The organism is Stenotrophomonas sp. 22DLJC03 (assembly GCF_056861405.1).
The window spans coordinates 756316-779047 of the sequence record NZ_JBSPUG010000002.1; the positions used below are offsets into that span (position 1 = coordinate 756316).

General features: G+C 66.3%; 26 protein-coding genes and 1 pseudogene. 15 read left to right on the top strand and 12 right to left on the bottom strand.

The window, feature by feature from the left end; all coding sequences use genetic code 11:
* Positions 1-51 precede the first annotated feature (51 nt).
* Genes AC13GA_RS09375 through AC13GA_RS09390 form a run of 4 tightly spaced genes read right to left on the bottom strand, consistent with a single transcriptional unit; the run spans position 52 to position 4555 of the window.
* Positions 52-1488, bottom strand: a complete 1437-nt coding sequence (locus tag AC13GA_RS09375) for an efflux transporter outer membrane subunit (protein WP_482997946.1) — start codon at positions 1486-1488, stop codon at positions 52-54.
* Positions 1485-2369: an HlyD family secretion protein gene (locus tag AC13GA_RS09380; protein WP_136637883.1), complete on the bottom strand. Its 885-nt coding sequence runs from the start codon at positions 2367-2369 to the stop codon at positions 1485-1487. The genes AC13GA_RS09375 and AC13GA_RS09380 overlap by 4 nt, the downstream gene beginning before the upstream one ends.
* Position 2370: 1 nt before the next feature.
* Entirely contained in the window at positions 2371-2580 is a 210-nt protein-coding gene (locus AC13GA_RS09385; RefSeq protein ID WP_136637884.1) for a DUF1656 domain-containing protein, read from the bottom strand.
* A 4-nt stretch (positions 2581-2584) separates the two neighbouring features.
* The gene (locus AC13GA_RS09390; RefSeq protein WP_248298388.1) at positions 2585-4555 is read right to left on the bottom strand and encodes an FUSC family protein; all 1971 of its coding nucleotides are present in this window, start codon (positions 4553-4555) and stop codon (positions 2585-2587) included.
* Between the two features lie 70 nt (positions 4556-4625).
* Here AC13GA_RS09390 and AC13GA_RS09395 point away from each other — a divergent pair, with 70 nt between their 5' ends.
* Entirely contained in the window at positions 4626-5420 is a 795-nt protein-coding gene (locus AC13GA_RS09395; protein WP_482998096.1) for an AraC family transcriptional regulator, read from the top strand.
* Between the two features lie 35 nt (positions 5421-5455).
* Here AC13GA_RS09395 and AC13GA_RS09400 read toward each other — a convergent pair.
* A pseudogene (locus AC13GA_RS09400) lies at positions 5456-5818 on the bottom strand (alpha/beta fold hydrolase); the annotation flags it as partial.
* An 88-nt stretch (positions 5819-5906) separates the two neighbouring features.
* Between AC13GA_RS09400 and AC13GA_RS09405 the strand changes: the two are divergent.
* Entirely contained in the window at positions 5907-6917 is a 1011-nt protein-coding gene (locus tag AC13GA_RS09405) for an alpha/beta hydrolase family protein (RefSeq protein WP_482997947.1), read from the top strand.
* A 94-nt stretch (positions 6918-7011) separates the two neighbouring features.
* Here AC13GA_RS09405 and AC13GA_RS09410 read toward each other — a convergent pair whose 3' ends face one another.
* Positions 7012-7386: a hypothetical protein gene (locus tag AC13GA_RS09410; protein ID WP_482997948.1), complete on the bottom strand. Its 375-nt coding sequence runs from the start codon at positions 7384-7386 to the stop codon at positions 7012-7014.
* A gap of 565 nt (positions 7387-7951) precedes the next feature.
* On the opposite strand from AC13GA_RS09410, the gene moaA reads away from it, so the two are divergent.
* The 11 genes from moaA to AC13GA_RS09465 all read left to right on the top strand — a co-directional run bounded on the left by moaA (position 7952) and on the right by AC13GA_RS09465 (position 15853).
* Positions 7952-8932: a GTP 3',8-cyclase MoaA gene (gene moaA, locus AC13GA_RS09415; RefSeq protein WP_482997949.1), complete on the top strand. Its 981-nt coding sequence runs from the start codon at positions 7952-7954 to the stop codon at positions 8930-8932.
* Positions 8933-8940: 8 nt separating this feature from the next.
* Complete coding sequence (gene moaCB / locus AC13GA_RS09420) at positions 8941-9939, top strand: bifunctional molybdenum cofactor biosynthesis protein MoaC/MoaB (RefSeq protein ID WP_482998097.1); 999 nt, start codon at positions 8941-8943, stop codon at positions 9937-9939.
* Positions 9936-11189: a molybdopterin molybdotransferase MoeA gene (locus AC13GA_RS09425; RefSeq protein ID WP_482997950.1), complete on the top strand. Its 1254-nt coding sequence runs from the start codon at positions 9936-9938 to the stop codon at positions 11187-11189. The genes moaCB and AC13GA_RS09425 overlap by 4 nt, the downstream gene beginning before the upstream one ends.
* Complete coding sequence (locus AC13GA_RS09430; protein WP_032128145.1) at positions 11189-11449, top strand: MoaD/ThiS family protein; 261 nt, start codon at positions 11189-11191, stop codon at positions 11447-11449. The genes AC13GA_RS09425 and AC13GA_RS09430 overlap by 1 nt, the downstream gene beginning before the upstream one ends.
* Before the next feature lie 3 nt (positions 11450-11452).
* The gene (locus AC13GA_RS09435) at positions 11453-11953 is read left to right on the top strand and encodes a molybdenum cofactor biosynthesis protein MoaE (RefSeq protein ID WP_482997951.1); all 501 of its coding nucleotides are present in this window, start codon (positions 11453-11455) and stop codon (positions 11951-11953) included.
* Positions 11954-11986: 33 nt separating this feature from the next.
* Positions 11987-12535: an NTP transferase domain-containing protein gene (gene mobA, locus AC13GA_RS09440; protein WP_046986193.1), complete on the top strand. Its 549-nt coding sequence runs from the start codon at positions 11987-11989 to the stop codon at positions 12533-12535.
* Entirely contained in the window at positions 12532-12897 is a 366-nt protein-coding gene (locus AC13GA_RS09445; RefSeq protein WP_482997952.1) for a hypothetical protein, read from the top strand. Before mobA ends, AC13GA_RS09445 begins: the two co-directional genes overlap by 4 nt.
* Positions 12898-12965: 68 nt before the next feature.
* On the top strand, positions 12966-13742 hold the full coding sequence (locus tag AC13GA_RS09450) for a helix-turn-helix domain-containing protein (protein WP_428708757.1): 777 nt from the start codon (positions 12966-12968) through the stop codon (positions 13740-13742).
* A 22-nt stretch (positions 13743-13764) separates the two neighbouring features.
* A complete protein-coding gene (gene modA / locus AC13GA_RS09455; protein WP_482997953.1) occupies positions 13765-14508 on the top strand; it encodes a molybdate ABC transporter substrate-binding protein in 744 nt (247 codons plus the stop codon).
* A 3-nt stretch (positions 14509-14511) separates the two neighbouring features.
* On the top strand, positions 14512-15195 hold the full coding sequence (gene modB, locus AC13GA_RS09460) for a molybdate ABC transporter permease subunit (RefSeq protein ID WP_253077772.1): 684 nt from the start codon (positions 14512-14514) through the stop codon (positions 15193-15195).
* A complete protein-coding gene (locus tag AC13GA_RS09465) occupies positions 15185-15853 on the top strand; it encodes a sulfate/molybdate ABC transporter ATP-binding protein (RefSeq protein WP_046986198.1) in 669 nt (222 codons plus the stop codon). Before modB ends, AC13GA_RS09465 begins: the two co-directional genes overlap by 11 nt.
* A 249-nt stretch (positions 15854-16102) precedes the next feature.
* On the opposite strand, the gene AC13GA_RS09470 is transcribed toward AC13GA_RS09465, so the two are convergent.
* The 6 genes from AC13GA_RS09470 to AC13GA_RS09495 all read right to left on the bottom strand — a co-directional run bounded on the left by AC13GA_RS09470 (position 16103) and on the right by AC13GA_RS09495 (position 20890).
* The gene (locus AC13GA_RS09470; RefSeq protein ID WP_482997954.1) at positions 16103-17632 is read right to left on the bottom strand and encodes a diflavin oxidoreductase; all 1530 of its coding nucleotides are present in this window, start codon (positions 17630-17632) and stop codon (positions 16103-16105) included.
* Positions 17629-18057 carry a PAS domain-containing protein gene (locus tag AC13GA_RS09475; RefSeq protein ID WP_005409905.1) on the bottom strand — a complete coding sequence of 143 codons (429 nt, stop codon included), beginning with the start codon at positions 18055-18057 and terminating at the stop codon, positions 17629-17631. The genes AC13GA_RS09470 and AC13GA_RS09475 overlap by 4 nt, the downstream gene beginning before the upstream one ends.
* Positions 18058-18191: 134 nt before the next feature.
* A complete protein-coding gene (locus AC13GA_RS09480) occupies positions 18192-18665 on the bottom strand; it encodes a hypothetical protein (RefSeq protein ID WP_482997955.1) in 474 nt (157 codons plus the stop codon).
* A gap of 380 nt (positions 18666-19045) precedes the next feature.
* Positions 19046-19627 carry a hypothetical protein gene (locus AC13GA_RS09485; RefSeq protein ID WP_136637902.1) on the bottom strand — a complete coding sequence of 194 codons (582 nt, stop codon included), beginning with the start codon at positions 19625-19627 and terminating at the stop codon, positions 19046-19048.
* A 220-nt stretch (positions 19628-19847) separates the two neighbouring features.
* Complete coding sequence (locus tag AC13GA_RS09490; RefSeq protein WP_005409898.1) at positions 19848-20162, bottom strand: AzlD family protein; 315 nt, start codon at positions 20160-20162, stop codon at positions 19848-19850.
* Positions 20159-20890 (bottom strand): AzlC family ABC transporter permease, encoded by a 732-nt coding sequence (locus tag AC13GA_RS09495; protein WP_136637903.1) that lies wholly within the window; start codon positions 20888-20890, stop codon positions 20159-20161. Before AC13GA_RS09495 ends, AC13GA_RS09490 begins: the two co-directional genes overlap by 4 nt.
* A gap of 127 nt (positions 20891-21017) precedes the next feature.
* On the opposite strand from AC13GA_RS09495, the gene AC13GA_RS09500 reads away from it, so the two are divergent.
* Together AC13GA_RS09500 and AC13GA_RS09505 are read left to right on the top strand one after the other, a co-directional pair.
* Positions 21018-21482 (top strand): Lrp/AsnC family transcriptional regulator, encoded by a 465-nt coding sequence (locus tag AC13GA_RS09500; protein WP_005409896.1) that lies wholly within the window; start codon positions 21018-21020, stop codon positions 21480-21482.
* A 564-nt stretch (positions 21483-22046) separates the two neighbouring features.
* On the top strand, positions 22047-22727 hold the full coding sequence (locus AC13GA_RS09505; RefSeq protein WP_317233316.1) for an STN domain-containing protein: 681 nt from the start codon (positions 22047-22049) through the stop codon (positions 22725-22727).
* The last annotated feature ends 5 nt before the right edge of the window (positions 22728-22732 follow it).

Below are 22732 nucleotides of genomic sequence, written 5' to 3' on the forward strand. Positions count from 1 at the left end.
GCATGGCATTCATGAACAGATCGCGTTGCGGCTGCTGCTGCGAAGACGACCTCAGCGGACCGCGCCATTGGCCGCGTCGCCCGCAGCCCAGCCACCACCCAAGGACAGGAAAAGATCCATCTGGCGGTCAATGCGCTGCGCGCGCGAGGCGGCCAACGCGGACTCCGCATCTGCCAGCGCGGCCTGGGCCGAAAGCACATCGAGAAAATCGATCCTGCCGAAACGGTAGAGTTGCTGTGCCTGCCCGGCGGCCCGCGCTGCGTCCCCACGCGCCTGCGCCAGGCTGCGCTCGCGGTCGAGCTCCTGCGCGCAGGCAGAAAGCGCGGTCTCGGTCTGGCGCAGTGCCTGCAGCACGATGCCGTCAAAGGATGCGAGAGCGGTATCTGCATTGGCACCGGCCGCTGCGATGCGGGCCTTGGCTACGCGGCGGTTGGGCCAGTGCCATGACAGCACGGGACCGATGCTCGCACCGAAGCCGTCGGCCGACAGCAGATGCGCCGGCGCGCCAGCCACGCCCGAAGAAGCGCCCAGGATGATCTGCGGATAGAGGCTCGCGGTCTCGGCGCCGATCATTGCAGTTGCGGCGGCCAGGCTGCGTTCGGCTGCGCGTATGTCAGGGCGCCGCTGGAGCAGCTGCCAGCCGTCACCGACCGGCAGCGCCTGCTCCAGCTCAGGGGGCCGAGGGCAAGCTTCGGCCTCCTTGGGATAGTCCGCCGGGAGCCTGCCCATCAGTGTGGCCAGTTCGAACAGTGCGGCCTGGCGTTCCGCCAGCAGGTGCGGTACCCCCGCCGCGCTGCGGTTGACGGCGGCACCGGCACGGCTGACATCGAAGCCCGTTCCGCGCCCGCCTGCAGCCAGGCGACGGGTTGCCTCCAGCGTGGCGTGCTGTATCGCCAGCACCTGCTGGGTTGCAGTGAGCGTGTGATTGCTGGTGCACACCTGGAGATAGGCACGGGTGACGGCAGCAGCGACGACCACGCGGACCTGGTCCCGTGCCGCAGCGACGGCCTCCGCGTCCGCGTTGGCGGCTTCGATGCCGCGGCGGATGCCGCCTGCAAGATCCAGCGGGAAGGAGAGGTTAACGCCCAGCGCATAGGACTGCGGTGCGGCCGACGCCTGGCTGTAACCACCGGCATGGGTGAGCGTGCCCGATGCATCCACTTCGGCCTGCACGGAACCGCGCGCACTGTACTCCAGCACGGTTGCGCTGGCGCGCCGAAGGTTGGCATCGGCGGCGCGGAGGTCGGTATTGGCCGCCAGTGCTTCGCGTACGTAGGCGTCAAGCCGGGGGTCACCATACAGTTGCCACCATCGATCCGGTGGCGCGTCGTGGCTGAACGATTCCTCCTGCGCCGAGATAAACGTCCGCGACGCCCGGGGGGAGGCAGCGACCGCACTCGCAGGCAGGTGATAGTCGGGGCCGGACACGCAGGCCGTCATCGGCAGCAGCAGGGCAAGCAGCCCACCACGTACTGTTCGCAAGCTCACTTGCAGGCTCCCTGTGCCGAGGGCGTGATGGTCACGTTCGCAGTGCGGCCGACGATCAGACGCGTATCCGACGGAGCATCATCGATACGGATGCGTACCGGGATGCGCTGTGCCAGTCTCACCCAAGTGTAGGTCGGCGCCACGGCCGGCAGCAGGTTGTGCGTGTTCGAGCGCTGATCGTCGGCAATACCAGCGGCGATGGTGTCCACGTGTCCGCGGACGTCGTGGTCGTCGCCCATCAGGCGGGCCACGGCGGCATCGCCTTCGGTGATGCAGCCCAGTTTGGTTTCCTCGAAGTAGCCCTCGATACGCAGGCTGCGGGTGTCGATCAGCGCCAGCGCCTGCGCACCGGGTTGCAGGTAGTCGCCCGCGTGCAGGTCGAGGTTGGTGATGATGCCATCGGTGGTCGCGCGCACCTCGGTGCGTTGCACGTTGAGCTGGGCAACGCGCTGTTCGGCACGTGCCTGCGCCAGGGCGGCCAGCTCGGTATCGACCTTGGCGGCATTGCGTTCGCGGATTTCCGACGCGACCAGGTTGCCAAGTGCGTTGTCCCGCGACGATTCGCGGCGGGCCAGCGCCAGCGTGGCGCGTGCGCTGCTGACCGCTGCGTCGGCCTTCTCAAGCGTGGCAGCGAAGCGCGGTTGATCCAGCACCAGCAGCAGTTGACCTGCGCTGACCTGCTGGTTGTCGTGCACCAGTACCTGGGTGACCAGTCCACCTATGTCCGACGCAACGCGCACCACATCGGCGCTTACCCGTCCATCCCGTGTCCACGGGCGCGTTTCGTAACGTTTCCAGATGGACAGGGAGGCGACGACGGCGATCGCAAACACAATCAGCGTTGCACTCCAGCGCCCGATGACAGCAAGCGTGTGTTTCATTTCATTTCTCGAACAGGGGCGTGAGCCGGATCATCAGCTCTGCCAGGATCACGAACAGGGACAGGCCCACCAATGGCCGCCAGGCGAACAACCGGTACAGACCGAGGCTGGCGAGCAGGCGTGAGGCCAGCACCGACAACGCCAGCGCGGCGACGGCTACGGCGAGCAGGCCGGGAATGAGCACGCCATCAATGGAAAAATCAGAAAACATGTGGTCAGTGCCGATGGGTAAGCGGGGATGCCAGCAGGTCGCGGCGCAACCCGCAGAGCAGGTGCGACAGATGCCCCTGATCAGCCCCGCTGCTGGCCGCCGCTGCCTCGCGCATGCGGTCCAGCAGTTCCAGAAGATGGATGTCGACACTGCGTGCCGAGTGGGCGCGAACCCTGAAATGTGCAGCGACGCGTTCGATCAGCGCCGCATGAAGCGCCCGGACCTGCGGGTTGTGCAGGCACTTGTCCAGTGCGCGGAGTTGGTTGGATGCACGTGCCGCACGAACGTCCGCAAACAACGCTCGCAGGTCGTGTGCTGCGCTGGAATGGCCCTGCAACCTGGGAGCGAGCAGCCCGACTCGATCCAGCACGCGGCTGAGCCAGGCGCGGGTCACACCGCCTTGTCCGGCGGCGTGTCGTGCGATGTCCCGACGGATCGAATGCTCCAGCCGTGCGCGGTTGCGGCCCGCATCGGCGGTCTGGAACAGCTGCATGCTGCACAGTGCCACCGCCGTACCCACAAACAACGCAACGCTGCTGTTGAGTGCGCCGACGATGTTGACCGTATTGGTCGCGCCCAGGCCTGCGATGAGCGGGAAGGTCAGCACCACGCCCAGGGCGGCCATGATGAAGGGCGGCCGGGCCAGGAACGATCCGCACAGCAGCAGCACCGGCGCCAGCGCGACAATCAGGCCGACAATATCGGACAGCGTGGGGAAGATCAGCAGACCGTAGAGCAGGCCGACGGCAACGCCGATGCACGATCCCACCAGGTAGCGCATGACATGCGGTGCCGGCGCTTCGAGGGTGCCGAACAGAACGCATGCAGTGCCGATGATGGACACCGCCGTGGCGCCGTCAGACCAGCCCGTAATGATCCACAGCACGCAGCTTAGCAGGATGCCCACGAACGCCCCCAGCGCGCTGCGCGCGGCGATCCTGTGGTCCCGGTGAATCATTGCGCCCTGCGCATTCCGCGAAAGACGGTCAGGCACCTGCAGGCGCCAGTCGGGGCGCGCAGTGTGCAGTTGTGCCTGCAGCACGCGGCAGTCGGCGTGGGCAAGGTCGAGTTCGGCCCGTTGCGCGGTGAGGCTGGCCTGCAGCAGATCGCGCCAGCCCGTTGCATCCATTGCGCCGGCCTGCGGTGAACGCAGCCGGGCGACGGAATCTTCCACCGCGCTGGACAGCATCAGTACGTCCAGCATCCGGTCATGCAGGGCGCGCAGGATCTGTACCTGGGCCACGCCGTGGGCGCTGTCGAAGGGCAGGTGGATCGACAGCACATGCAGCTCGAGCAGGTCGGCAGCCACTTTCGAACGGTCCGTTGCCAGCACCGTGTTCGATGCACCGGCGCGCATGTCGCGCGTCCATCGTTCCGCATCATCGAGCACGGCAGCAACCCGCGCGTGCACGCGCATCGAGACCCGGCGCGGCAGCACCAGCCCATGTACCAGCGTTGCGGCCAGGATGCCGATGGAGATTTCCTGCACCCGCGTGATGGCAATGGTGAACACATCTCCCGGCACCATCACCGCAGGAAAACCAATCAGGCTGGTGGTATAGCCGGCCAGCAGGAACGCGTACGCACGTGGCGTGCGGTCGAGCATCGCCAGATACAGGCACAGTGCCATCCAGGTGGCGAGCGCGGCGCTCAGCACCAACGGGGCATTGGCGAAGCGTGGCACCAGCGCGACGGTGGCGATGGCCCCACCCACGGTACCGAGCAGGCGGAACAGACCTCGGCTGAGGGTTGCGCCGGACAGTGGCTGCGACACCAGATAGACCGTGCCGATCACCCAGAACGGGCGGTTCAGGCCGATTCGCAGAGAGACATACAACCCCAGCGACGCGGCGAGCAGGCATTTGAGCGAGAACAGTACCGCCTCCTGGTCGGTCCTGAGGGCAGGGCTCTTCAACCGTGCAAATGCCTGGAGCACGTGGGGGAGGAACGGGGTGGGAGAGTGCATGCGGCTCATGCTAGTGATCGGCCGCCATGGCGAATTTCGCTACAATGACAACCAATCGCTAAAACCGGTCAATGTGAGAATGGCTCGCATTTCGCTCCCTGGCTTTGACCTGGACCCGGACGAGACCGATCGCCCGGCGGTCGCCAGCCGCCTCCAGGTGGCCGAGCACGACGCGGAAATTCCCGTGCATGAGCACCGCAAGGGCCAGCTCATTCTTGCGCTGCATGGGGCGGTGACCTGCGAAGTGGCCAATGCGCTGTGGATCGTGCCGCCCCAGTGTGGCGTCTGGATTCCGGGTGGCATGCCGCACAGCAACCGCGCCACCGCCAACGCGCGCCTGTGCTACCTGTTCGTCGAGCCCGGCGTCGTCGAACTGCCAGCGCAGTGCGTGACGCTGGCGATCTCCCCGATGCTGCGCGAGATGATCCTGCACCTGGCCGACGCGCCACTGGACTATCCGCATGGCAGTCACGCCGATCGGCTGGCGCGGGTGCTGCTGGACGAACTGGTGCAGATGCCGGCCGAGCACCTCTCGCTACCGGTCAGTAATCACCCGAAGGTGCGGGCGTTGGCTGCGGCGCTGTCGGCTGATCCGGCAGACCGCAGCACCATCAGTCAGTGGGCCATGCGCCTGGCCCTGGGCGAGCGCACGTTGACCCGGCTCATCGAACGGGAAACGGGATTGTCCTTCGGGCGCTGGCGGCAGCAGCTGCATCTGCTCATCGCCATTCGTGAACTCGCCGGCGGTGCACCAGTGCAACGCGTTTCCGAGACGCTGGGCTATGAGTCGGTGACAGCCTTCATCACGATGTTCAAGAAGGCGCTTGGTCTTTCCCCGACACGGTATTTTGCGGTGCGCCTGCGGGGGCAGTAGCCGGAGACAATCCGGAAAGCCATTGCCTGGAACAACTACTTCAGGATGCCGATGACCAATTGAATCGCGGCCACGACCGCAGCAGGGTCCCCGCGCTGGAGGGTGTGTCCGGTCGACAGATAGCGATGCGTACCGCGCGTGAACCCGAGAAGAGCAGGGCGTGCTGTGCCTTCCAGAGTGCTTTGCCCGCTGCGGTTTCTTCGAAGAACAGCGGTTCAGCCGCGAGCTTCGTTGCAGTCAGCAGCACCACCGGCACGTCCGGCATTGAGCGTGGGGTCTCCGCACCGGGCGCATCCAGTTGTCCGGTCAGCACCGCGTAGTCGGCGGCCATCACCGGCGGCAGCTGCCTGCACGCGTGCACTGTCGGCCTGCTTGAACGCGTGGCGCTGCCCCATCGTGGTATGCATGGATACGTTCTGCACTTGTGGCCTGGCAACCCAGTGTGCAATTTGCGGGAATGTTCCATAAGCAGATCAGGGGGAAGACATGCAGTTGATCCTGGCGGTGGTTCTGGCTGTGCTGGCAATGCCGGCGGCTGCGCTGGAGGCGGCAACGCCTGCGCAGTTCGATAGCCATGTGGTACATGACCCGGCCCTGGGTGACATTGGCTGGCACATCGACAACGTCAACCCGGAGGAAAAGGGACCGCTCGTGGTATGGCTGCCAGGCTCAGGTGCCCTCCCGCACTTCCAGCGTTTCAGCGACGGCAGCCAGGGAACCACTTTTCCCCGCGATCTCTTCGCATTTCGCGACCGCGCGCACTTCCTGGTGGTGGACAAGCCCGGGATCCCGTTCTCTGCTGATATGCGGCTGGACGAGGCAACAGGAAGACCTGTGCAGCTGGATGGGCCCATCTATCGAGCGTGGCTTGCGCGCGACAATCTGATCGCGCGCACGGTGAAGGCCATTGCAGCCGCACGCCGCACGCTGGGGGCCAGGGTCGATCAGGTCGTGATCATGGGCGGATCCGAGGGAGCGCAGTATGTCTTTGCTGTGGCAGGCCAGGCACACGCGGACAAGGCCATGGGATGGGGCGGACTGGCCTTGCCGCAGTACCACGACTTCATCATCGAGCAACGGCTGCGTGCCGAACGGGGCGAGATCACCCGCGCCGAAGCGCAGGCCGCCGTCGAGGAGGTCTTCGCGGCCATCAAGGCTATCCATGCCAATCCGCTCGGCCTGGAGCAACAGTTCATGGGCGAGACCAACCGGCGCTGGTCCGGGTTCGGTGCGCATGCCGTGGTGGACGACATGCTGGCACTGAAGATTCCGCTGCTGTTGGTGCAGGGCGGTGACGATGACAAGGCCCCAATCATCAACACCGATTTTGCGATGGTGGCGTTCCTGTCCCGTGGTCGTAGCAACCTTGACTACTGGGTCTATCCGGAGGCCGACCACGGGATGCGGGTGACTGATCCCGCGCGTCCGGGCAAGCGCATCTCGATCGCACCGGAGATTTGGACACGTGTCTGGGCGTGGGTGACGAAGCAGCCCTGAGCGGGTGATGGTGGCGGCTCCCTCACGGACAGTAGATGAACGGGGGACGAGGCAGCCTGACACTTCTGCCCGTCGACCGGAGCGTCGCACGACGTCACACGTCCACCTGCAACCGCCCCACCGCCTGCGTGCACAACGACTGGCTGGCCAGTACCAACCCCTCCATCACCCGGTCGCCCACGTACTGCCCGGGGTCGCCGTTCTGCCGGGTGCGTTCGGCCGCCAGCAGCATTTCCAGCACCACCCGCAACCCGGTCAACGCGCAATCGGCGTCGGCCAGGGCCAGGCAGCGGCCGGGCAGTTGGTGACGCTCCGGCCAAGGTTGTCCGTCGGCCGCCGCACCGGAGCCGATGCGGTGGAGATTGGCAATGAAGGTGTTCCTGTCCACTGGCGGCGCGGCTTGTGGCGAACCGTCGTCGCAGGCGGTGCTGCGGTAGGCGTGCAGATGCGGGAAGTCCGATTCGTTCATGGCAAGGCTCCGTGCAGGGCAATCGGTAGCCGCCACCCCGAAAAGTGGCGGGCGGTACGTGGTTCGAATCCGAGTTGGTCCCAAGCCGGTGGGCGCGAACGCCCCCACGCACCGCCCGCCATAGCCGGCAGACGGATTGCCAGCCGGCGCCACGGAATGTGGACGCCGACTGGCAAGCGCAATCACTCAGGACCAACTCGGGATTCGAAACCCGGCCACCCTTTTCCGGTGGCACGCCATCTGAGCCCCTGGCGCTGTGCAATGCCAATCAGAAGAGTTGCAAACATCACTCGATTGGAGAGGCTTTTGACATTGTCCTACGCTGTTAAGCCCTGCCAGTGCTGGCTGGCGTAGTGATCCGCCCGCAACGTGCAATCTGCGACATGTGTCGAGGTTGTCACGGCGAACGGGACGGGTGGGGCGGGCGTATCGCGACAGGCGGCGCCAATTCAGGCTGCGTACCTCCCGGGTTGACGCTTTCACCGCCCCAGCGCACTCTGCGCTCTGGGGTCGACAACCCGTTCAGGGGGAAGGCTGCAGGGTGGTACCAGGAGGTGGAACAGCCATGAGCCAACTCACCGACGGTTTCGGACGCAGCTTTCCGTACCTGCGCCTGTCGTTGACTGAAGCCTGCAACTTCCGTTGCAGTTACTGCCTGCCCGACGGCTACCAGGCCGATGGCCGCCCGCGCTTCCTGCAGGTGGATGAAATCGCGCGCCTGGTGCGTGCGTTCGCCGCGCTGGGCATGAGCAAGATCCGCCTGACCGGCGGCGAGCCCAGCCTGCGCAAGGATCTGGAAGAGATCATCGCCACCGTGGCGGCGGTGCCGGGCATCCGCAAGGTGGCCATCACTACCAATGGCACGCTGCTGCCGCGGCGCCTGCCGGGCTGGCACCGGGCGGGCCTGACTGCGCTGAACGTGAGCATGGACAGCCTGCAGCGCGAACGCTTCAAGACCATCACCGGCCATGACCGCCTGCCGGAGATCCAGCAGGGCCTGGCGCTGGCGCAGGCGTTGGGCCTGCCGGCGATCAAGCTCAACGCGGTGCTGCTGCGTGGCCTGAACGACGACGAGCTGCCGCAGTGGATGGACTACCTGCGTGACCGCCCCTTCAGCGTGCGCTTCATCGAGCTGATGCGCACCGGCGACAATGAAGCCTATTTCCAGCGCCACCACCTGCGCGCCGACCTGGTGATCGAGCAGCTGCTGGCCGCGGGCTGGCACGAGCGCCCGCGCGCGGCCGATGCCGGCCCGGCGCGCGAGTTCGGCCACCCCAACCATCGCGGCAGCATCGGCATCATCGCCCCGTATTCGCGTGACTTCTGCAAGGGCTGCAACCGCCTGCGGGTGACCGCCAAGGGCGACCTGCGGCTGTGCCTGTTCGGCGAGTTCGGCGTGCCGCTGCGCCCGCTGCTGCAGCGCGACGAGGACCACGACGCGCTGCTGGCACGCATCAACACCCAGCTTGGCCTGAAAGCGGCCGGGCATGGACTGCACCAGGGCCAGACCGGGCTGACCCCGCACCTGGCCTCGATCGGAGGATGAGCAACACGATGAGTGGGGAATTGAACGCAGCCTTCCACATGGCCGATGTCCGCAACAAGCGCATCAGCCGCCGCCGTGCGGTGGCGGTGGGCGAGCTGCATGCCGGTCCAGTGGCCTATCCGCTGATTGTCGAGCGCCGCCTGCCCAAGGGCGATGCGCTGGTGATGGCCGAGATTGCCGGCCTGCAGGGCGCCAAGATGGCCTCGATGCTGATGCCGCTGTGCCACCCGCTGCCGCTGGAACTGGTGCAGGTGTTCTGCGCGCCGGTGCCGGAACGGCAGGCGATCCGCGTGTGGTGCGAATGTGCCAGCGAGGCGCGCACCGGCGTGGAGATGGAGGCACTGGCTGGCATCAACGCGGCGCTGCTGACCCTGTACGACCTGAGCAAGCCAGTGGAACCGGCCCTGCGCATCGAAGGTATCCGCCTGCTGTTCAAGGAAGGCGGAAAGCGCGGTGTCTGGCTGCATCCCGACGGCATGGACGAGGCCGAGCGCGCGCGCTTCAAGCCGCGTGCGCCGAAGGGTCTGGAGGGCGCGGCCTGCGCGGTGATCACGCTGAGTGATCGCGCCAGCGACGGCACCTATGAAGACATTTCTGGTCCGACCCTGGTGACCGGCGTGAAAAAGCTGGGCGGCGAGGTTGTGGCCGCCGAAGTGTTGCCTGATGGCATCGAGCCGTTGGCGGGCCGCCTGCAGGCCTTGGCGGCCGAGGGCGTGCGCCTGTGCCTGTGCACCGGCGGCACCGGGCTGGGCCCGCGTGACCTGACCCCGGAGGCGCTGCGTTCCTTGAACGTGCGGCCGGTGCATGGCCTGGCGCAGATGGTGCGGGCGCTGAGCGCGCAGCACACGCCGATGGCCTGGCTGAGCCGTGCCGAGGTGGTGCAGCTGGGCAACATGCTGGTGTTTGCATTGCCGGGCAGCCCGAAGGCCGCCGCGCAGTGCCTGGATATCCTGGCGCCGGTACTGGGCCATGCCCTGGCGATGGTCGAGGGAGATGGCCACTCATGATTCCCTACGGCGAAGCCTTGCAGCACCTGCTGGACGCGGCCATGCCGCTGCCGGCCGAGCGCCTGCCGCTGCATGAGGCCGCTGGCCGCACTCTGGCCAGTGACATCATCAGCGGGCAGTCGCTGCCACCGTTCGACAACTCGGCGATGGACGGCTTCGCGCTGCGCGCCAACGGCGCGACGTTCGAGGCCGGTACCGAATTCGTGGTGCAGGGTTGGCAGGCGGCCGGCGATGCCGGTGCCGAAGGCGGCGAGGGTGCCTGGGAAATCATGACCGGTGCGCGCATGCCGGTTGGGCTGGATACGGTGGTACCGGTCGAGAACGTGGACGTCCTCGCCAGCGAGGACGGCCGCCCGACCTGCATCGCACTGAAGAGCACGGTGAAGCCGGGCCAGAACGTACGCCTGCGCGGCCAGGATGTGAGCGACGGCGAGCGTGTGCTGCAGGCCGGGCAGGTACTGGATATAAATGCACGCACCCTGCTGCACGCCATTGGCGTGGGCCAGGTGGCGGTGGTGGCACGGCCGAAGGTCGCTGTCATTGCCACCGGCAAGGAGTTGGTGACCGAGGCGGCACAGACGCTGGAATCCGGTCAGATTCGTGACAGCAACCGGCCGTACCTGGTCGGCCGCCTGCAGGCCGCCGGTGCCGAAGTGGTGTGGCAGGGCACGGTGGGTGATGACGTGGCCGCGTTCAATGCGGTGCTGGATGAAGCGCTGGCCGCTGGCGCGCAGCTGCTGATCAGCACCGGCGCGGTGTCGGCCGGCCGCTACGATTTCGTTCCCGATGCACTGCGTGGCCGCGGTGCGCGCATCGTCTTCCACAAGGTGGCGATTCGCCCGGGCAAGCCGTTGCTGTTCGCGGTGCTGCCCAATGGCGCGCTGTATTTCGGCCTGCCGGGCAACCCGGTGTCGGCCGCCGTGGGCCAGCGCTTCTTCGTCGAGCCGGTGCTGCGCCGCCTGCTGGGGCTGGCACCTGAACCCGTGTTGCAGCTGCCGCTGCAGGCCGACGTGCGCAAGCCGCCGGGCCTGCGCTTCCACGCGCGTGCGCGGGTGGAAGTGGACGGTCAGGGGCGCCTGAGTGCTCGCGTGCTGTCCGGGCAGGAGTCGTTCCGTTTGATGTCCATGCTGCAGGCCAACGCCTGGGTGGTGCTGGAGGCCGAGGGCGACCTGGCCACCGCTGGCACGCCGGTGCGGGTACAGGGCTGGGGTCACCATGACCCGGTGCAGCTGGTGAGCCAGGAGTCATGATGAAACAGGTGAATCTGCAGTTGTTCGGTGCGTTTTCCGATCTGGATGCCAGCCGCGAGATCGCGGTGGATGTGGCCGGTGGCACCGTGGCCGATCTGCGCCAGGCGCTGCGCGAGCTGCTGCCTGCGCGCTGGCCGGGCTTCCGCGCCGGCCTGCTGGACTACTCGGCGTTCGCCGATCAGCAACGCGTACTGCGTGACCACGAGGCGCTGCCCGACGATGGTCGGGTGGCGATCCTGCCGCCGGTGAGCGGGGGCTGAGCGATGAGCGGGAAGATCATCGCGAAGGTGGTGGACCGCGCGCGGGCGGCGATCGATCCGGCCGAGGGCATCGCCGCGGTGTCCGATCCGGGCTTCGGCGGCATCGACGTGTTCATCGGCAAGGTGCGTGACGTCAACATCGGCCGGCCGGTGACCGGGATCACCTACGACCTGTTCGAACCGTTGGTTTTGAACGAGTTCACGCGCTTGGCGGCAGAGGTCCAGGCTACGTTTGGCCCGAAGCTGAAGCTGTATGTGGCACATGCCAAGGGCCGGCTCGGCATTGGCGATGTGGCGGTGGTGGTGGCGGCGGGCAGCCCGCACAGAGACGAAGCGTTCCGTGCCTGCCGCCAATTGATCGAGGTGGTGAAGCACCAGTGCCCTATCTGGAAGCAGGAGCATTATGAGGACGGCGACAGCGAGTGGAGCGAGGGTTGCAGCCTCTGCCATGTGGAGAGCGAACCCGCACATGCCCATGGCCATGCGCACGATCATCCCCATTGATGCCGATGTCGCCACGCATGGCGTGGCTCGACCATGAATGGAACCATCGACGGCATCGTACTGGCCGGTGGCCTGTCCAGCCGGATGGGGCGCGACAAGGCGTTGCTGCCCTGGCAGGGCAGCACCCTGCTGGAACACATGCAGGGCCTGTTGAAGCAGGTCGGCGCGCGTGAGGTCTGGGTCAGCGGCAACTATCCGGCCTTCGGCGGCATCCCTGATCGTGTGCCCCGATGCGGCCCGCTGGGCGGGCTCTACAGTGTCGCGATGCAGATGCCTGACGGGCCGGCATGGGTGGTGCCGGTGGACACGCCACGATTGAACGCCGCACTGCTGCAGCGACTGTGCCTGGCAGAAGACACCGCCTGCGCGGTGTTTGCCGACGAACCATTGCCGATGCGGTTGCAGATCGATGATCATTGCCGCCGCGCGCTTCAGGAGCTGATTGAAGATCCGACGGCGCGTCGTTCGCTGCGCTCTCTGCAGGAACGCCTGGGCGTGACCCGGTTGCCACTGGCGCCAGGCGATCAGGCGTTGCTGCTCAATTGCAACACCCCGTCGGAGTGGGAGTCCATCACACCATGAAGGTCCAGCTGCAACAGCAATCGATGCGCCTGCGAGTGGATGAAGAAGAGCTGGCGCGACTGCTGGCCGGTGAGTCGGTGGAGAACCTGACCCGGTTTGGCGGTAGCGGTGGCTGGGGCGTAGCGCTTTCTCTGCACGCCGGTGATCAGGCCGTGCTGCTTGATGGCGGCACGTTCTGCCGGTTGGTATTGCCACGCGAAGCGGTTGCAGCATTGGCGGGGCGGCTGCCCTGCCGTGATGGCCTGGGCTTCGGTATCGCGTTGGACGACGAAAGCATGCTGCAGCTGCAGTTCGACGTGGACGTGCGCGACAGCATGCGCCAGCGTGGCCCGCAGCGGCGTTCGGGGCCTGCGTCGGAGTAGGCGCCGGTTGCGCAGGGCCGGCTGGCACGCTGTCGTATGATGGACGCCTTCGTTCCTGCGTCGCCGCAATGCCCCTGAATCCTTCTGCTCCCTCTCCGCCGCGACCGGCCACGCCCAATCCTGCGGCGGCCGATGACGGTGATGCGCTGCATTTCTGCAGCACCTGCGCGTTCTCCGATGCCTGCATCTCGCAGGGCTACGACAAGACCGCGCTGGGCGAGCTGCATGTGCTGGTCGATCACGTGGGGCCGTTCCAGGCCGGTGACTACCTGTTCCGTGCCGGCGATCCGTTCGACTCGATCGCAGCAGTGCGTGCCGGCATGGTCAAGACCTTTGTCGATGACAGCCAGGGCAACGAGCAGGTGCTGGGCTTCAGCCTGCCCGGTGAAGTGATCGGGCTCAATGCCATCCATGGTGCGCGCTTTCCCTGCAATGCAGTGGCGCTGGACACGGTCTATCTGTGCCGCATCTCCTTCCCGCGATTGAGCCTGCTGGCCACCCGCATGCCGGGGTTGCAGGCGCGGCTGTTCAGCCTGCTCAGTGCCGAGATCGGCAAGGTCGCGACGCTGGCCGCCAACCATCGCACCGAGGAGCGCATGGCGGCGTTCCTGCTGGATCTTTCCGAGCGCTATGCACGGCGCGGATTCTCCGCCACCCGTTTCAATCTGAGCATGGCCCGTACCGAGATCGCCAACTACCTGCGGATGGCGCCGGAGACGGTGAGCCGGGTGCTGCGCCGGTTGAGCGACGAGGGTGTGATTGCGGTGAACCAACGTGAGATGCTGTTGCTGCAACCCGAGCGGCTGGCGGAACTGGCCTTGACCCGGGAATCCGGACTGGACTGATCAGACAACCAAGGGGCCGACCATGAAGCGAACGGGGCTGTTGTTGCTGGGAATGCTGGCTGCAGTACCGGCCTGGGCGGCCGACCTGACGGTGTCGGCGGCGTCGAGCCTGACCGAGAGCTTCCGTGAACTAGGCGCGGCCTACGAGAAGGCGCACCCGGGCACCAAGGTCGATTTCAACTTCGCTGCGTCTGGCGTACTGCTGCAGCAGATCAGCCGCGGTGCACCGGTGGATGTATTCGCCTCGGCCGATGAAACCACGATGGACCAGGCGCAGCAGCAGGGTCTGCTCGCCGCCGGGACCCGCCAGGTGTTCGCGGTGAACGCGCTTTGGGTGGTGGTGCCACCGCAGGCCAAGGCGGCACCGCGCACCCTCAAGGACCTGGCCGGTGCCGGCGTGCAACGCATCGCACTGGGCAACCCGGACAGCGTGCCGGTCGGGCGCTATGCCAAGGGCGCGCTGGAGGCGGCGGGCCTGTGGCCGTCGGTTCAGGGCAAGACCATCACCACGCAGAACGTACGCCAGTCGCTGGACTACGTGGCGCGCGGTGAAGTGGATGCCGGCTTCGTCTATGCCACCGATGCGCAGGCGATGCCTGACCGGGTGCGCCGTGCCTTCGCGGTGCCGGTGGCGGGGCGCATCGCCTATCCGCTGGCGGTGACCAGGGCCAGCGCGCAGCCGGCCGAGGCCAAACGATTCGCCACCTTCGTGCGTTCGACGCAGGGCCAGGCGATCCTGGCCAGGCACGGGTTCGGCAAGCCCTGAGGCATGGATCTCGACTGGAGCGCGCTCGGGTTGTCGCTGAAGGTGGCCGGCTGGGCCACCGCGATCAATCTGGTGCTGGGCGTTGGTCTGGGCGCGCTGCTGGCGCGTCGGCGCTTTCCCGGTCGCGAGCTTCTGGATTCGGTGTTGACCCTGCCGATGGTGCTGCCGCCGACCGTGCTGGGTTACTACCTGCTGGTGCTGATCGGCCGTAATGGGCCAATCGGTGCATGGCTGCAGTCGTGGTTCGGCATCAACCTGGTGTTCACCTGGCAGGCTGCAGTGATCGCCGCCGCAGTGGCCTCGCTGCCGCTGGTGTTCAAGCCGGCACGTGCGGCGTTCGAGGAAGTGGACGGACAACTGGAGCAGGCCGCGCGCACGCTCGGGGTATCCGAAGCGGCGGTGTTCTTCCGCATCACGCTGCCACTGGCCTGGCGTGGCATCCTCGCCGGCCTGCTGCTGGCATTCGCGCGCGCGATGGGTGAGTTCGGCGCCACGCTGATGGTGGCCGGCAGCATTCCGGGCCGCACGCAGACGCTGTCGATCGCCATCTACGAGGCGGTGCAGGCTGGGCAGGATGGCAAGGCCAATGTGCTGGTGATCCTGACCTCGGTGGTCTGCATCGTGATCCTGCTGCTGGCCGCACGGCTGGTGGGCGGGGGGCGCCGGGAGTTGCGTGATGTGGCTTGACCTGCAGGTGCGGCGCCGTCTGCAGGCGGCCGGCCAGGATTTCGTGTTGGACGTATCGCTGCAGTGCACGCAGCGGCAGGTGGTGCTGTTCGGCCCCTCGGGCGCCGGCAAGAGCCTGACCCTGAAGGCGGTGGCCGGGCTGTTGCGGCCGGGGCAGGGCCATGTGCGCCTGCAGGGACAGACCCTGTTCGATGCGGCCACCGGCGTGGATCTGCCGCCGCAGCGCCGCCGGTTGGGTTATGTCTTCCAGGATTACGCGTTGTTCCCGCACCTGAGCGTGCGCCAGAACGTGGCGTTCGGATTGCAGAAGGGGTGGTTGAATCCGCGGACTGGCCAGCGCTTCGATGCGGTGGAGCAGTGGTTGCACGCATTCCGCATCGATACGGTGGGCGATCTGCTGCCCTCGCAGGTATCCGGTGGACAGCGCCAGCGTACCGCGCTTGCACGCGCCTTGGTGACGCAGCCGCAGGCACTGCTGCTCGATGAGCCGTTCTCCGCGCTGGACCATGATCTTCGCCAGCACCTGCGGCAGGAGCTTGAGACGGTACTGGACAAAACCGGCATTCCGCTGCTGCTGATCAGCCACGATCCCCAGGATGTGGCCATGTTCGGCCAGCAGGTGGCACGCGTCGTCGACGGCCGTATCGTCGGCGATTGACCCGTGATGGACGCACTGGCGATGGTTGGCTACATCTGATGGTAGTGCCGGCCGCTGACCGGCAACCATGGAATCCGGAGCAGCCGGCCAGCGGCCGGCTCTACCGGTCCAGAGGTTCCGCGACGCACAGGCGATGGTTGTCTACAGCTGATGGTAGTGCCGGCCGCTGGCCGGCAACCACGAATTCCGGAGCAGCCGGCCAGCGGCCGGCTCTACCAATCCAGCGTTCGGGCAATCCAGTGGAATGGATCAATACAGCTCGCAGTGCGTGCGGCCTTCACATCGCAGCGTGTCCCAGTGCCCCTCGCCACCGATCGCATCGATGGCCTCGCGCACCGCACCTTCCAGGTGGCTCTTGTTGCCGCACAGGTACAGATGCCCGCCACGGGCCAGCACATCGCGCACTTCGTCGGCGCGCTGCTGCAGCACATGCTGCACATAGACCTTTTCGGCGCCATCGCGCGAGAACGCGGTATGCAGGCCGGCCAGCACACCGCGCGCGCGCCAGTCCTGCAGCTGTTCGCGGTACAGGTAATCGTGCTGGCTGTGCTTCTCGCCGAACACGAGGTGCACCTCGCGTTCGCAGGCGTTGGCCTGCAGTTCCTGCATCAGGCCCATCAACGGTGCGATGCCGGTGCCGGTGCCGACCAGCAGCAGCGGTGCATCGCCCGCGTCGGTCAGATGGAAGCCGGGATTGGAACGGCAGTACACCCGAGCGGTATCGCCGCCGTGCAGCAGACTGCCGGTGGCAGTGCCGAAGCGCTCGCGACCGCGCAGGGTGTAGCGCACTTCGCGCACGCACAGGCTCAGCTGGTCGTGATACGGGTGCGAGGCGATGGAATAGGAACGCGGCAGGCGTGGTGACAGCAGCTCGCGAAGGCGGGCCAGCGGGATGCTGTCCGGGGTGGCGTGGTCCTGCAGTATGTCCAGCAGGTCCAGGCCGTGCAGGTAGGCTTCCAGCTCGCGCTTCTGGCTGACCTTCAACAGGCCCTTCAGTACGTCGCTGCCACCGAGCTTGGCCAGTTCGCGCAGCACGCCCTTGCTCAGCAGGCGCAGCTCCCGATCATGCAGCGCAGCCACAGCGGCGGTGTCGCCGTACCAGGTGGTCAATGCCTGCAGCAGGGCAGGGTCGTTCTCGGGTACCACGTGCAGGGTGTCGCCGGCGCGGTAGGCCATGCCACTGCCGGCAATGTCCAGTTGCAGGTGCCAGGCAGCCGGATCGCTGCTGTTCAAGCGGCGGCGTTCGAGAATGGGGGCGGCAAAGGCATTGTCTTCGCCATAGGCAGTGACCTGCAGGTGCAGGTCCTGGCCAGCGTTCGCGTCGCCATCCAGCACCTGGCCCAGCACCGGCCGCCATTGCTGGAAGAACTGCTCGTAGCCCAGGTCGGCATCCACGCGGTGCAGCAGCGGCTGCGCCTGGCGATCGCTCAGCGCGGCATCCAGCGCCTTGGTGAAGCCGCAGAAGCTGGGGTAGCCGGTGTCACCGAGGCCGAACACCGCATAGCGCAGGCCGCTCAGTGTCGGAGTCTGGCGCAGGGTTTCAAAGAACTGTTCGCCGTTGGCCGGCGGTTCGCCGTCACCGAACGAGCTGGAGATCGCCAGCAGCACATCGCCGTGGCCGAGGCTGGCCACGTCGATATCGTTGAACGGGAGCACCTGCGGCGCGTGCGGCTGCAGGTCCGCGCCCAGGCGCTGGGCCAGGGCGCGGGCATTGCCCGACTCGGACGCGAAACCCACCAGCAGGCGGCTGAAGGGCGTACTGGTCGGGAGAGCGTTCACGCGGCCTCGTAGAAGTCGTCGAACTTTTCCTTGCTGAACTCGACCAGGTCGTAGTTCTGCATCAGGTCGTTCACCACGCGGCGGATGCTGATGTACGAGGTGATGTTGCCGTCGGCGTCGAACAGCGGCTGCACGGTGGTGTCGACCACGTAGAGCACGCCACCCTTGCCAAGGTTGGGCACGATGCCGGTCCAGGTTTTGCCGGCTTTGATGGTGTCCCACATGTCCTTGTAGACCGCCTTGGGCACATCAGGATGGCGCACGATGCTGTGCGGCTGGCCGATAAGTTCCTCGCGCGCGAACCCGGTGAGCGTGCAGAACAGGTCGTTGGCGTAGGTGATGTTGCCCTGCAGGTCGGTGGTGGAGATCACCATGACGTTCTGCATGGCATTCAGCAGCTGGGCGTTGTCGGGGGTGTAGCTCATCGCAGGTCCTTTGGATGCCGGTGACGCCGGCGTATTGGGTTCCCGCATAGAGATACGCCCGCGCGGCGGCGGGCGGTTTGACATTGATCAAGCGGGTGGCGGGATGGCCTGCGACCGGGTGTCGCAGGGAGCGTTCACTGCTGCAGGGAAAAGCCGATCGTCTCGTGGCAATGCCGCATCAGGTGGCGGCCTCCCTCATTGATGTGCAAGGTGTCCGCGTCACCGAAGAACTGCAGCAGCGCTCCCCCGGTCGTACTGCCTGCATGCGCGGAGCGCCTGGCTGCCGATGGCAGAAACGGATCAGCTCGCGGATCGTGTCCGCCAGGCAGATCCGCACGTGCAACGGCGCCTTCGATCATCAGCTGGGCGCATGCGCCTGCCAGATAGGCGTCTTGCTCCCGCTGCCCGCCGCGCCGATGCTGTCCTGCCAATGCGGTGGCGATATGCTGGAACTCATGGGCGGTGGTGGCGATCACGCGCCTGCGCAGCGAGTCGGTGTCGGGACCGGAGGGAAACCAGAAGCTGACCATCTGGCCCGGCGGCTCTGGTCCCGGCAGCTGTCGCCAGATGCCGCCTCCGTCACTTACGATCGTCAACTGATAGCGCATAGGCGTCCGTTCCTGCCCATTGGCCTGGAGCGGCAGTCCAGCGGATCGTGCGGCGGCATCGCAGAGCCGTGACGCCTGCATGGCCGAAAGCGCTCGATCTGCCCAGAGAACTCGAGTTGCGACGGATGACCACCCGCACTCGATGGACCGATTGGGGAACTCCGAGCTTTCCGGGCCGGGAAGCATCGACACTGTGCTGATCTTCAGATGTGAGGAAGGGCCTCGCAGCAGGGTGGCATACCCTCCATCGGTACTGACCAGGTTTCGGGGAGGCAGCTGGATGGATTGGCACGCACTTGTGGCCAGAAGGATTGCCGCCAGCCCAGCATAGAGCCCGAGGGGGAGGCCCGGTTGGGCACGCCTGGACTGACGGCGCTGCATCAGGGGGTCAGCCCGCATTGATACGGCGATGGATACTTCGTACAGACTTGAAAGTCCGAGACTGAGGCCGCCTTGGTGGCTCCGCCGTATCGTGAGGCCGCCGCGATGGTGTTTGGTCCGGGGGCTGCATTTACATCGAATGTTGCGAGGTCGTACCTCAACTCGGTCGCAGGACCGGACGAAGCTGCGGCCCATGCGTTCACTCCATCCGGATCGACAAGCCGGAGGATGGTTCCTGTTCGATGCCATTGGAACTGCTTGGCGGCGATGGTGGCTCCTTGCCGGCCATCAAACAGCAGCAGGGTTACAGACCCATTGGCCGGGAAGGCTATGGATGAACCCGAGACGTCGATTTCGAACTGCGCGGCGTCTGGTACTTCTGATGTCGACGCCAGCAGAATCCGCTCGAACCAAGGTAGGCCGTCGCGTTCGCCTCCGCCGATCTTGCCTCCAATCCTGCCTTCCATCCGGCACTTCTTGGTTTCTTCGCACGATGCGCTCAACTGCCACTCCATTGGCCCGCAGCCAGTAGAGGTGAGGGTGATACCGACAGCTGCCACGATAAATCGTAGATTGCTCATTGGTATCCTCCATGTTGGACTTCGATTGACCGATCAGCTCAACCTGCTGTTTCGGCAGTCAATCCGTATCGGCTCAGGCTCGATCAGGCAATCGGAATTGTTTCAAATACCTCCAGTAGTTGGTTCGGAGCCACATTTGACGCGCCAGACAAATGCACAGGTCGTGCCAATGGCGACACTTGTGTCTCCAGCCGCACCACGTGGTGGAGGCGCTTCTGCGTCAGCCCATCAGATAGCGCAGCACACCCGCTGAGACCACGCCGATCAGTACTGTCGGCAGCATCGACAACCGCGTGGCGGCCAGCAGGGTGATCGCCAGCGCGGCGAGGTCAGCCGGCTTGTCGGCGACGAAGTCCGGGGCGATCACCGAGATCAGCACGCAGCCCGGCGCGGCTTCCATCACTGTCACCGCGCGCTTGCTCAACGTGCGGTTGCGCAGCGCGAGGAAGCCGACGATGCGGGTCAGGTAGGTGGCAGCGGCCATCAGCACGATGGTCAGCACCGAGGTCCAGTGGATCAGTCCGTTGAAGATCATGCCGCGTCCTCCGCCAGCAGCCAGGCTGCCGCCAGGCCGGCCAATGCGCCGCTGGCCACGTACCATGCGCCCGGGATCAGCAGGTAGGTGGCCGCGGCCACCACCAGGCTGACCAGCCACGGACGCGCCGCTTTCATGCCCTGCCACATGCCGCGCAGCAGCACCAGGAACACGGCGGGGAAGGCCATGTCGAAACCATAAGCGTGGATGTCGCCCAGCATCGGGCCGACGATCGCGCCGAGTGCCGTACAGGCCACCCAGACCGTGTACAGGCCGGCCGAGACGCCCAGGTAGTAGGAAAGGCTGAAGCCGAGCGCACGGCGGCGGGCGTCGGCCACGCCCATCGCCCAGCTTTCGTCGCACATGAAGAACAGGGCCGGCAGCACGCGGCGGCGCGGCAGGTGCTGCAGCAACGGGGCCAGGCTGGCGCCCATCAGCAGGTGGCGGCTGTTGACCAGCGCGGTGATCGCCACGATCAGCGCGATGTGCGGCGGCGAGCTCCACAGTTCGACGGCGGCGAATTCCGAGCCACCGGCGAAGTTGAGGCCGGTCATCAGCGGCACTTCCAGTGCGCTCAGGCCCTTCTGTGCGGCCTGGGCGCCGAGCACCAGGGCGAACGGAATGAAGCCGATCATCACCGGCACGGCAGCGCGAAGGCCGCGCAGGAATTCGGCACGCGGCGCGGTATCGCAGGTGTCGGGCAGGGGGAGGGTGGTACGGGCGTCCATGGAACGGCACAACGAGGTGGGGGTGGCCCATGCTAGCGGCCCAATCGCGAAATCGGGTTGCGTTGATGCCATCCGATTCGGGAATATTGAGATTCCATGCGGCCAAGGTCGCCAAAGGTGAAATCCAATGCAGTACCAGCTCGACAACCTCGATCGCCGCATCCTCGACGCCCTGCAGCGTGACGGCCGCCTGCAGAACCTGGAGCTGGCACGGCAGGTGGGCCTTTCGCCCTCGGCCTGCCTGCGCCGGGTGCGATTGCTGGAGGAGGGCGGCTACATCGACCGCTACGTGGCCTTGTTGAACGAGGCCAAGGTGGGCCGTGGTTTTACGGTGTTCGTGCGGGTGTGGCTGCGCGGACAGGACGAGGACACCACCAATCACTTCATCAACAGCATCAAGTCTTTCCCGGAAGTGCTTGAATGCCATCTGATGGCGGGTGACTGCGACTTCCTGCTGCGGGTGGCGGTGGCCGATCTTGATGCCTACCGGCAGTTCCAGATGCAGCACCTGAACCGGATTGCCGGGGTGCAGAACACCAAGACCGAGATTCCGATGCAGCGGATCAAGCAGACCACCCAGCTGCCGCTTTGAGGAATGGGTGGTTCCCGGCCGGGTTGCACCCGGCACCCGCGGTAGTGCCGGTCGCTGGCCGGCAACCTCAGAAGCAACAGCCGAAGCAACAGCGTGTATTCCGTGGGATGGCGGGGCGGGTCCGGTTGCAGGGGACGCCGTAAACCCCCAGGCCGGCCCAACCGCTGGCGGCTGGGCGTTCGGGCGCTTGCGAAGCAGTGCTTCGCAAGCAAAGCGCCCTCACCCATGGGGGCTTGGCCGCGGCATCCATGCCGCGGACACCCCTGCAACCGGACCCACCCCGCCTTCGACAGTTCCCCGCGATCTTTCGGGGTCGGATCCCGTTGCTGCGCAACGGGCTCTGACCCCAGGAGCAGATGAAGCAGATGAAAATGTCTGTTCAATTCATTGATGCCTGATGCGTGACTGGCTTCTTGGAGCCCGGCCCGACGTTGGTCGGAGGCAGCAGTCATCGCAATGACATCTGGCACCGGTACGGTTTGAGCCCGCTTGCTGGTCGCGCGCGGGCCGGGGTTCCGGTCGTGGCGCGCGTCCACTGCAGCTGCTGTCGCTGCCGAGGGTCATGTGTTCTACGTCAGGGGGCTGAATGGACACCATGCGGTCAGAACTTGGAAGGTGGCCATCGCCGCATGGCTGCTGCTGTCCTTTGCCGCTGCCGGGCAGGATGGTGTTCATGCCTACGACATCCCTGCGCAGCCGCTGGAACAGGCGGTCGAACGCTTCAGTGTCATCAGTGGGTGGTCGGTGATGTACCCGGGTGACCTTGCCGCCGGGCGCAGCAGCCACGCGCTGAGGGCCAACCTGCCGCCACTCCCCGCGTTGCAGGCGCTGCTGCAGGACACGGGCATCGAGGCCGAGATGATCGGTGAGCAGCGCGTGGTGCTGCGCCGGGGCACGCCCTCGGTCGCCGAACCCGGTGTTGGCACCGGCCTTCCCGAGGCCGAGCGTCGGCGTCGCTACGGCGGGCTGCAGCAGCGCCTGCGTGCGGCGTTCTGTGACGACCCCGAGATCGCGCCCGGCCGCTATGCCGCGACGCTGCGCTTCCACGTCGACAGCGAGGGCCAGGTGCATGCGCCCGAGATGCTCTCAGGCAGTGGCAGCGCCCGCCGCGATGCACGCCTGTTGCAGGCGTTGCAGGGCCTGGTGCTGGCGGCCGAGGCCGCTGCGCTGCCGCAGCCGGTAACGCTGCAGATCCGACCTTCCGGTACCGACCACGACTGTGGCCGGCGCTCGCCCCTTCCATGACTTCA

What these genes read in the sequence shown, in the direction of transcription:
- AC13GA_RS09495 (WP_136637903.1), bottom strand. Translation starts at nt 20,890, where the DNA reads ATGGACGCCCGTACCACCCTCCCCCTGCCCGACACCTGCGATACCGCG.
- AC13GA_RS09395 (WP_482998096.1), top strand. Translation starts at nt 4,626, where the DNA reads ATGGCTCGCATTTCGCTCCCTGGCTTTGACCTGGACCCGGACGAGACC.
- AC13GA_RS09500 (WP_005409896.1), top strand. Translation starts at nt 21,018, where the DNA reads ATGCAGTACCAGCTCGACAACCTCGATCGCCGCATCCTCGACGCCCTG.
- AC13GA_RS09475 (WP_005409905.1), bottom strand. Translation starts at nt 18,057, where the DNA reads ATGAGCTACACCCCCGACAACGCCCAGCTGCTGAATGCCATGCAGAAC.
- AC13GA_RS09480 (WP_482997955.1), bottom strand. Translation starts at nt 18,665, where the DNA reads ATGCGCTATCAGTTGACGATCGTAAGTGACGGAGGCGGCATCTGGCGA.
- AC13GA_RS09405 (WP_482997947.1), top strand. Translation starts at nt 5,907, where the DNA reads ATGCAGTTGATCCTGGCGGTGGTTCTGGCTGTGCTGGCAATGCCGGCG.
- AC13GA_RS09465 (WP_046986198.1), top strand. Translation starts at nt 15,185, where the DNA reads ATGTGGCTTGACCTGCAGGTGCGGCGCCGTCTGCAGGCGGCCGGCCAG.
- AC13GA_RS09485 (WP_136637902.1), bottom strand. Translation starts at nt 19,627, where the DNA reads ATGAGCAATCTACGATTTATCGTGGCAGCTGTCGGTATCACCCTCACC.
- AC13GA_RS09445 (WP_482997952.1), top strand. Translation starts at nt 12,532, where the DNA reads ATGAAGGTCCAGCTGCAACAGCAATCGATGCGCCTGCGAGTGGATGAA.
- AC13GA_RS09380 (WP_136637883.1), bottom strand. Translation starts at nt 2,369, where the DNA reads ATGAAACACACGCTTGCTGTCATCGGGCGCTGGAGTGCAACGCTGATT.
- modB (WP_253077772.1), top strand. Translation starts at nt 14,512, where the DNA reads ATGGATCTCGACTGGAGCGCGCTCGGGTTGTCGCTGAAGGTGGCCGGC.
- AC13GA_RS09435 (WP_482997951.1), top strand. Translation starts at nt 11,453, where the DNA reads ATGAGCGGGAAGATCATCGCGAAGGTGGTGGACCGCGCGCGGGCGGCG.
- AC13GA_RS09390 (WP_248298388.1), bottom strand. Translation starts at nt 4,555, where the DNA reads ATGAGCCGCATGCACTCTCCCACCCCGTTCCTCCCCCACGTGCTCCAG.
- AC13GA_RS09425 (WP_482997950.1), top strand. Translation starts at nt 9,936, where the DNA reads ATGATTCCCTACGGCGAAGCCTTGCAGCACCTGCTGGACGCGGCCATG.
- moaCB (WP_482998097.1), top strand. Translation starts at nt 8,941, where the DNA reads ATGAGTGGGGAATTGAACGCAGCCTTCCACATGGCCGATGTCCGCAAC.
- AC13GA_RS09490 (WP_005409898.1), bottom strand. Translation starts at nt 20,162, where the DNA reads ATGATCTTCAACGGACTGATCCACTGGACCTCGGTGCTGACCATCGTG.
- mobA (WP_046986193.1), top strand. Translation starts at nt 11,987, where the DNA reads ATGAATGGAACCATCGACGGCATCGTACTGGCCGGTGGCCTGTCCAGC.
- AC13GA_RS09430 (WP_032128145.1), top strand. Translation starts at nt 11,189, where the DNA reads ATGAAACAGGTGAATCTGCAGTTGTTCGGTGCGTTTTCCGATCTGGAT.
- AC13GA_RS09410 (WP_482997948.1), bottom strand. Translation starts at nt 7,386, where the DNA reads ATGAACGAATCGGACTTCCCGCATCTGCACGCCTACCGCAGCACCGCC.
- modA (WP_482997953.1), top strand. Translation starts at nt 13,765, where the DNA reads ATGAAGCGAACGGGGCTGTTGTTGCTGGGAATGCTGGCTGCAGTACCG.
- AC13GA_RS09385 (WP_136637884.1), bottom strand. Translation starts at nt 2,580, where the DNA reads ATGTTTTCTGATTTTTCCATTGATGGCGTGCTCATTCCCGGCCTGCTC.
- AC13GA_RS09450 (WP_428708757.1), top strand. Translation starts at nt 12,966, where the DNA reads ATGCCCCTGAATCCTTCTGCTCCCTCTCCGCCGCGACCGGCCACGCCC.
- moaA (WP_482997949.1), top strand. Translation starts at nt 7,952, where the DNA reads ATGAGCCAACTCACCGACGGTTTCGGACGCAGCTTTCCGTACCTGCGC.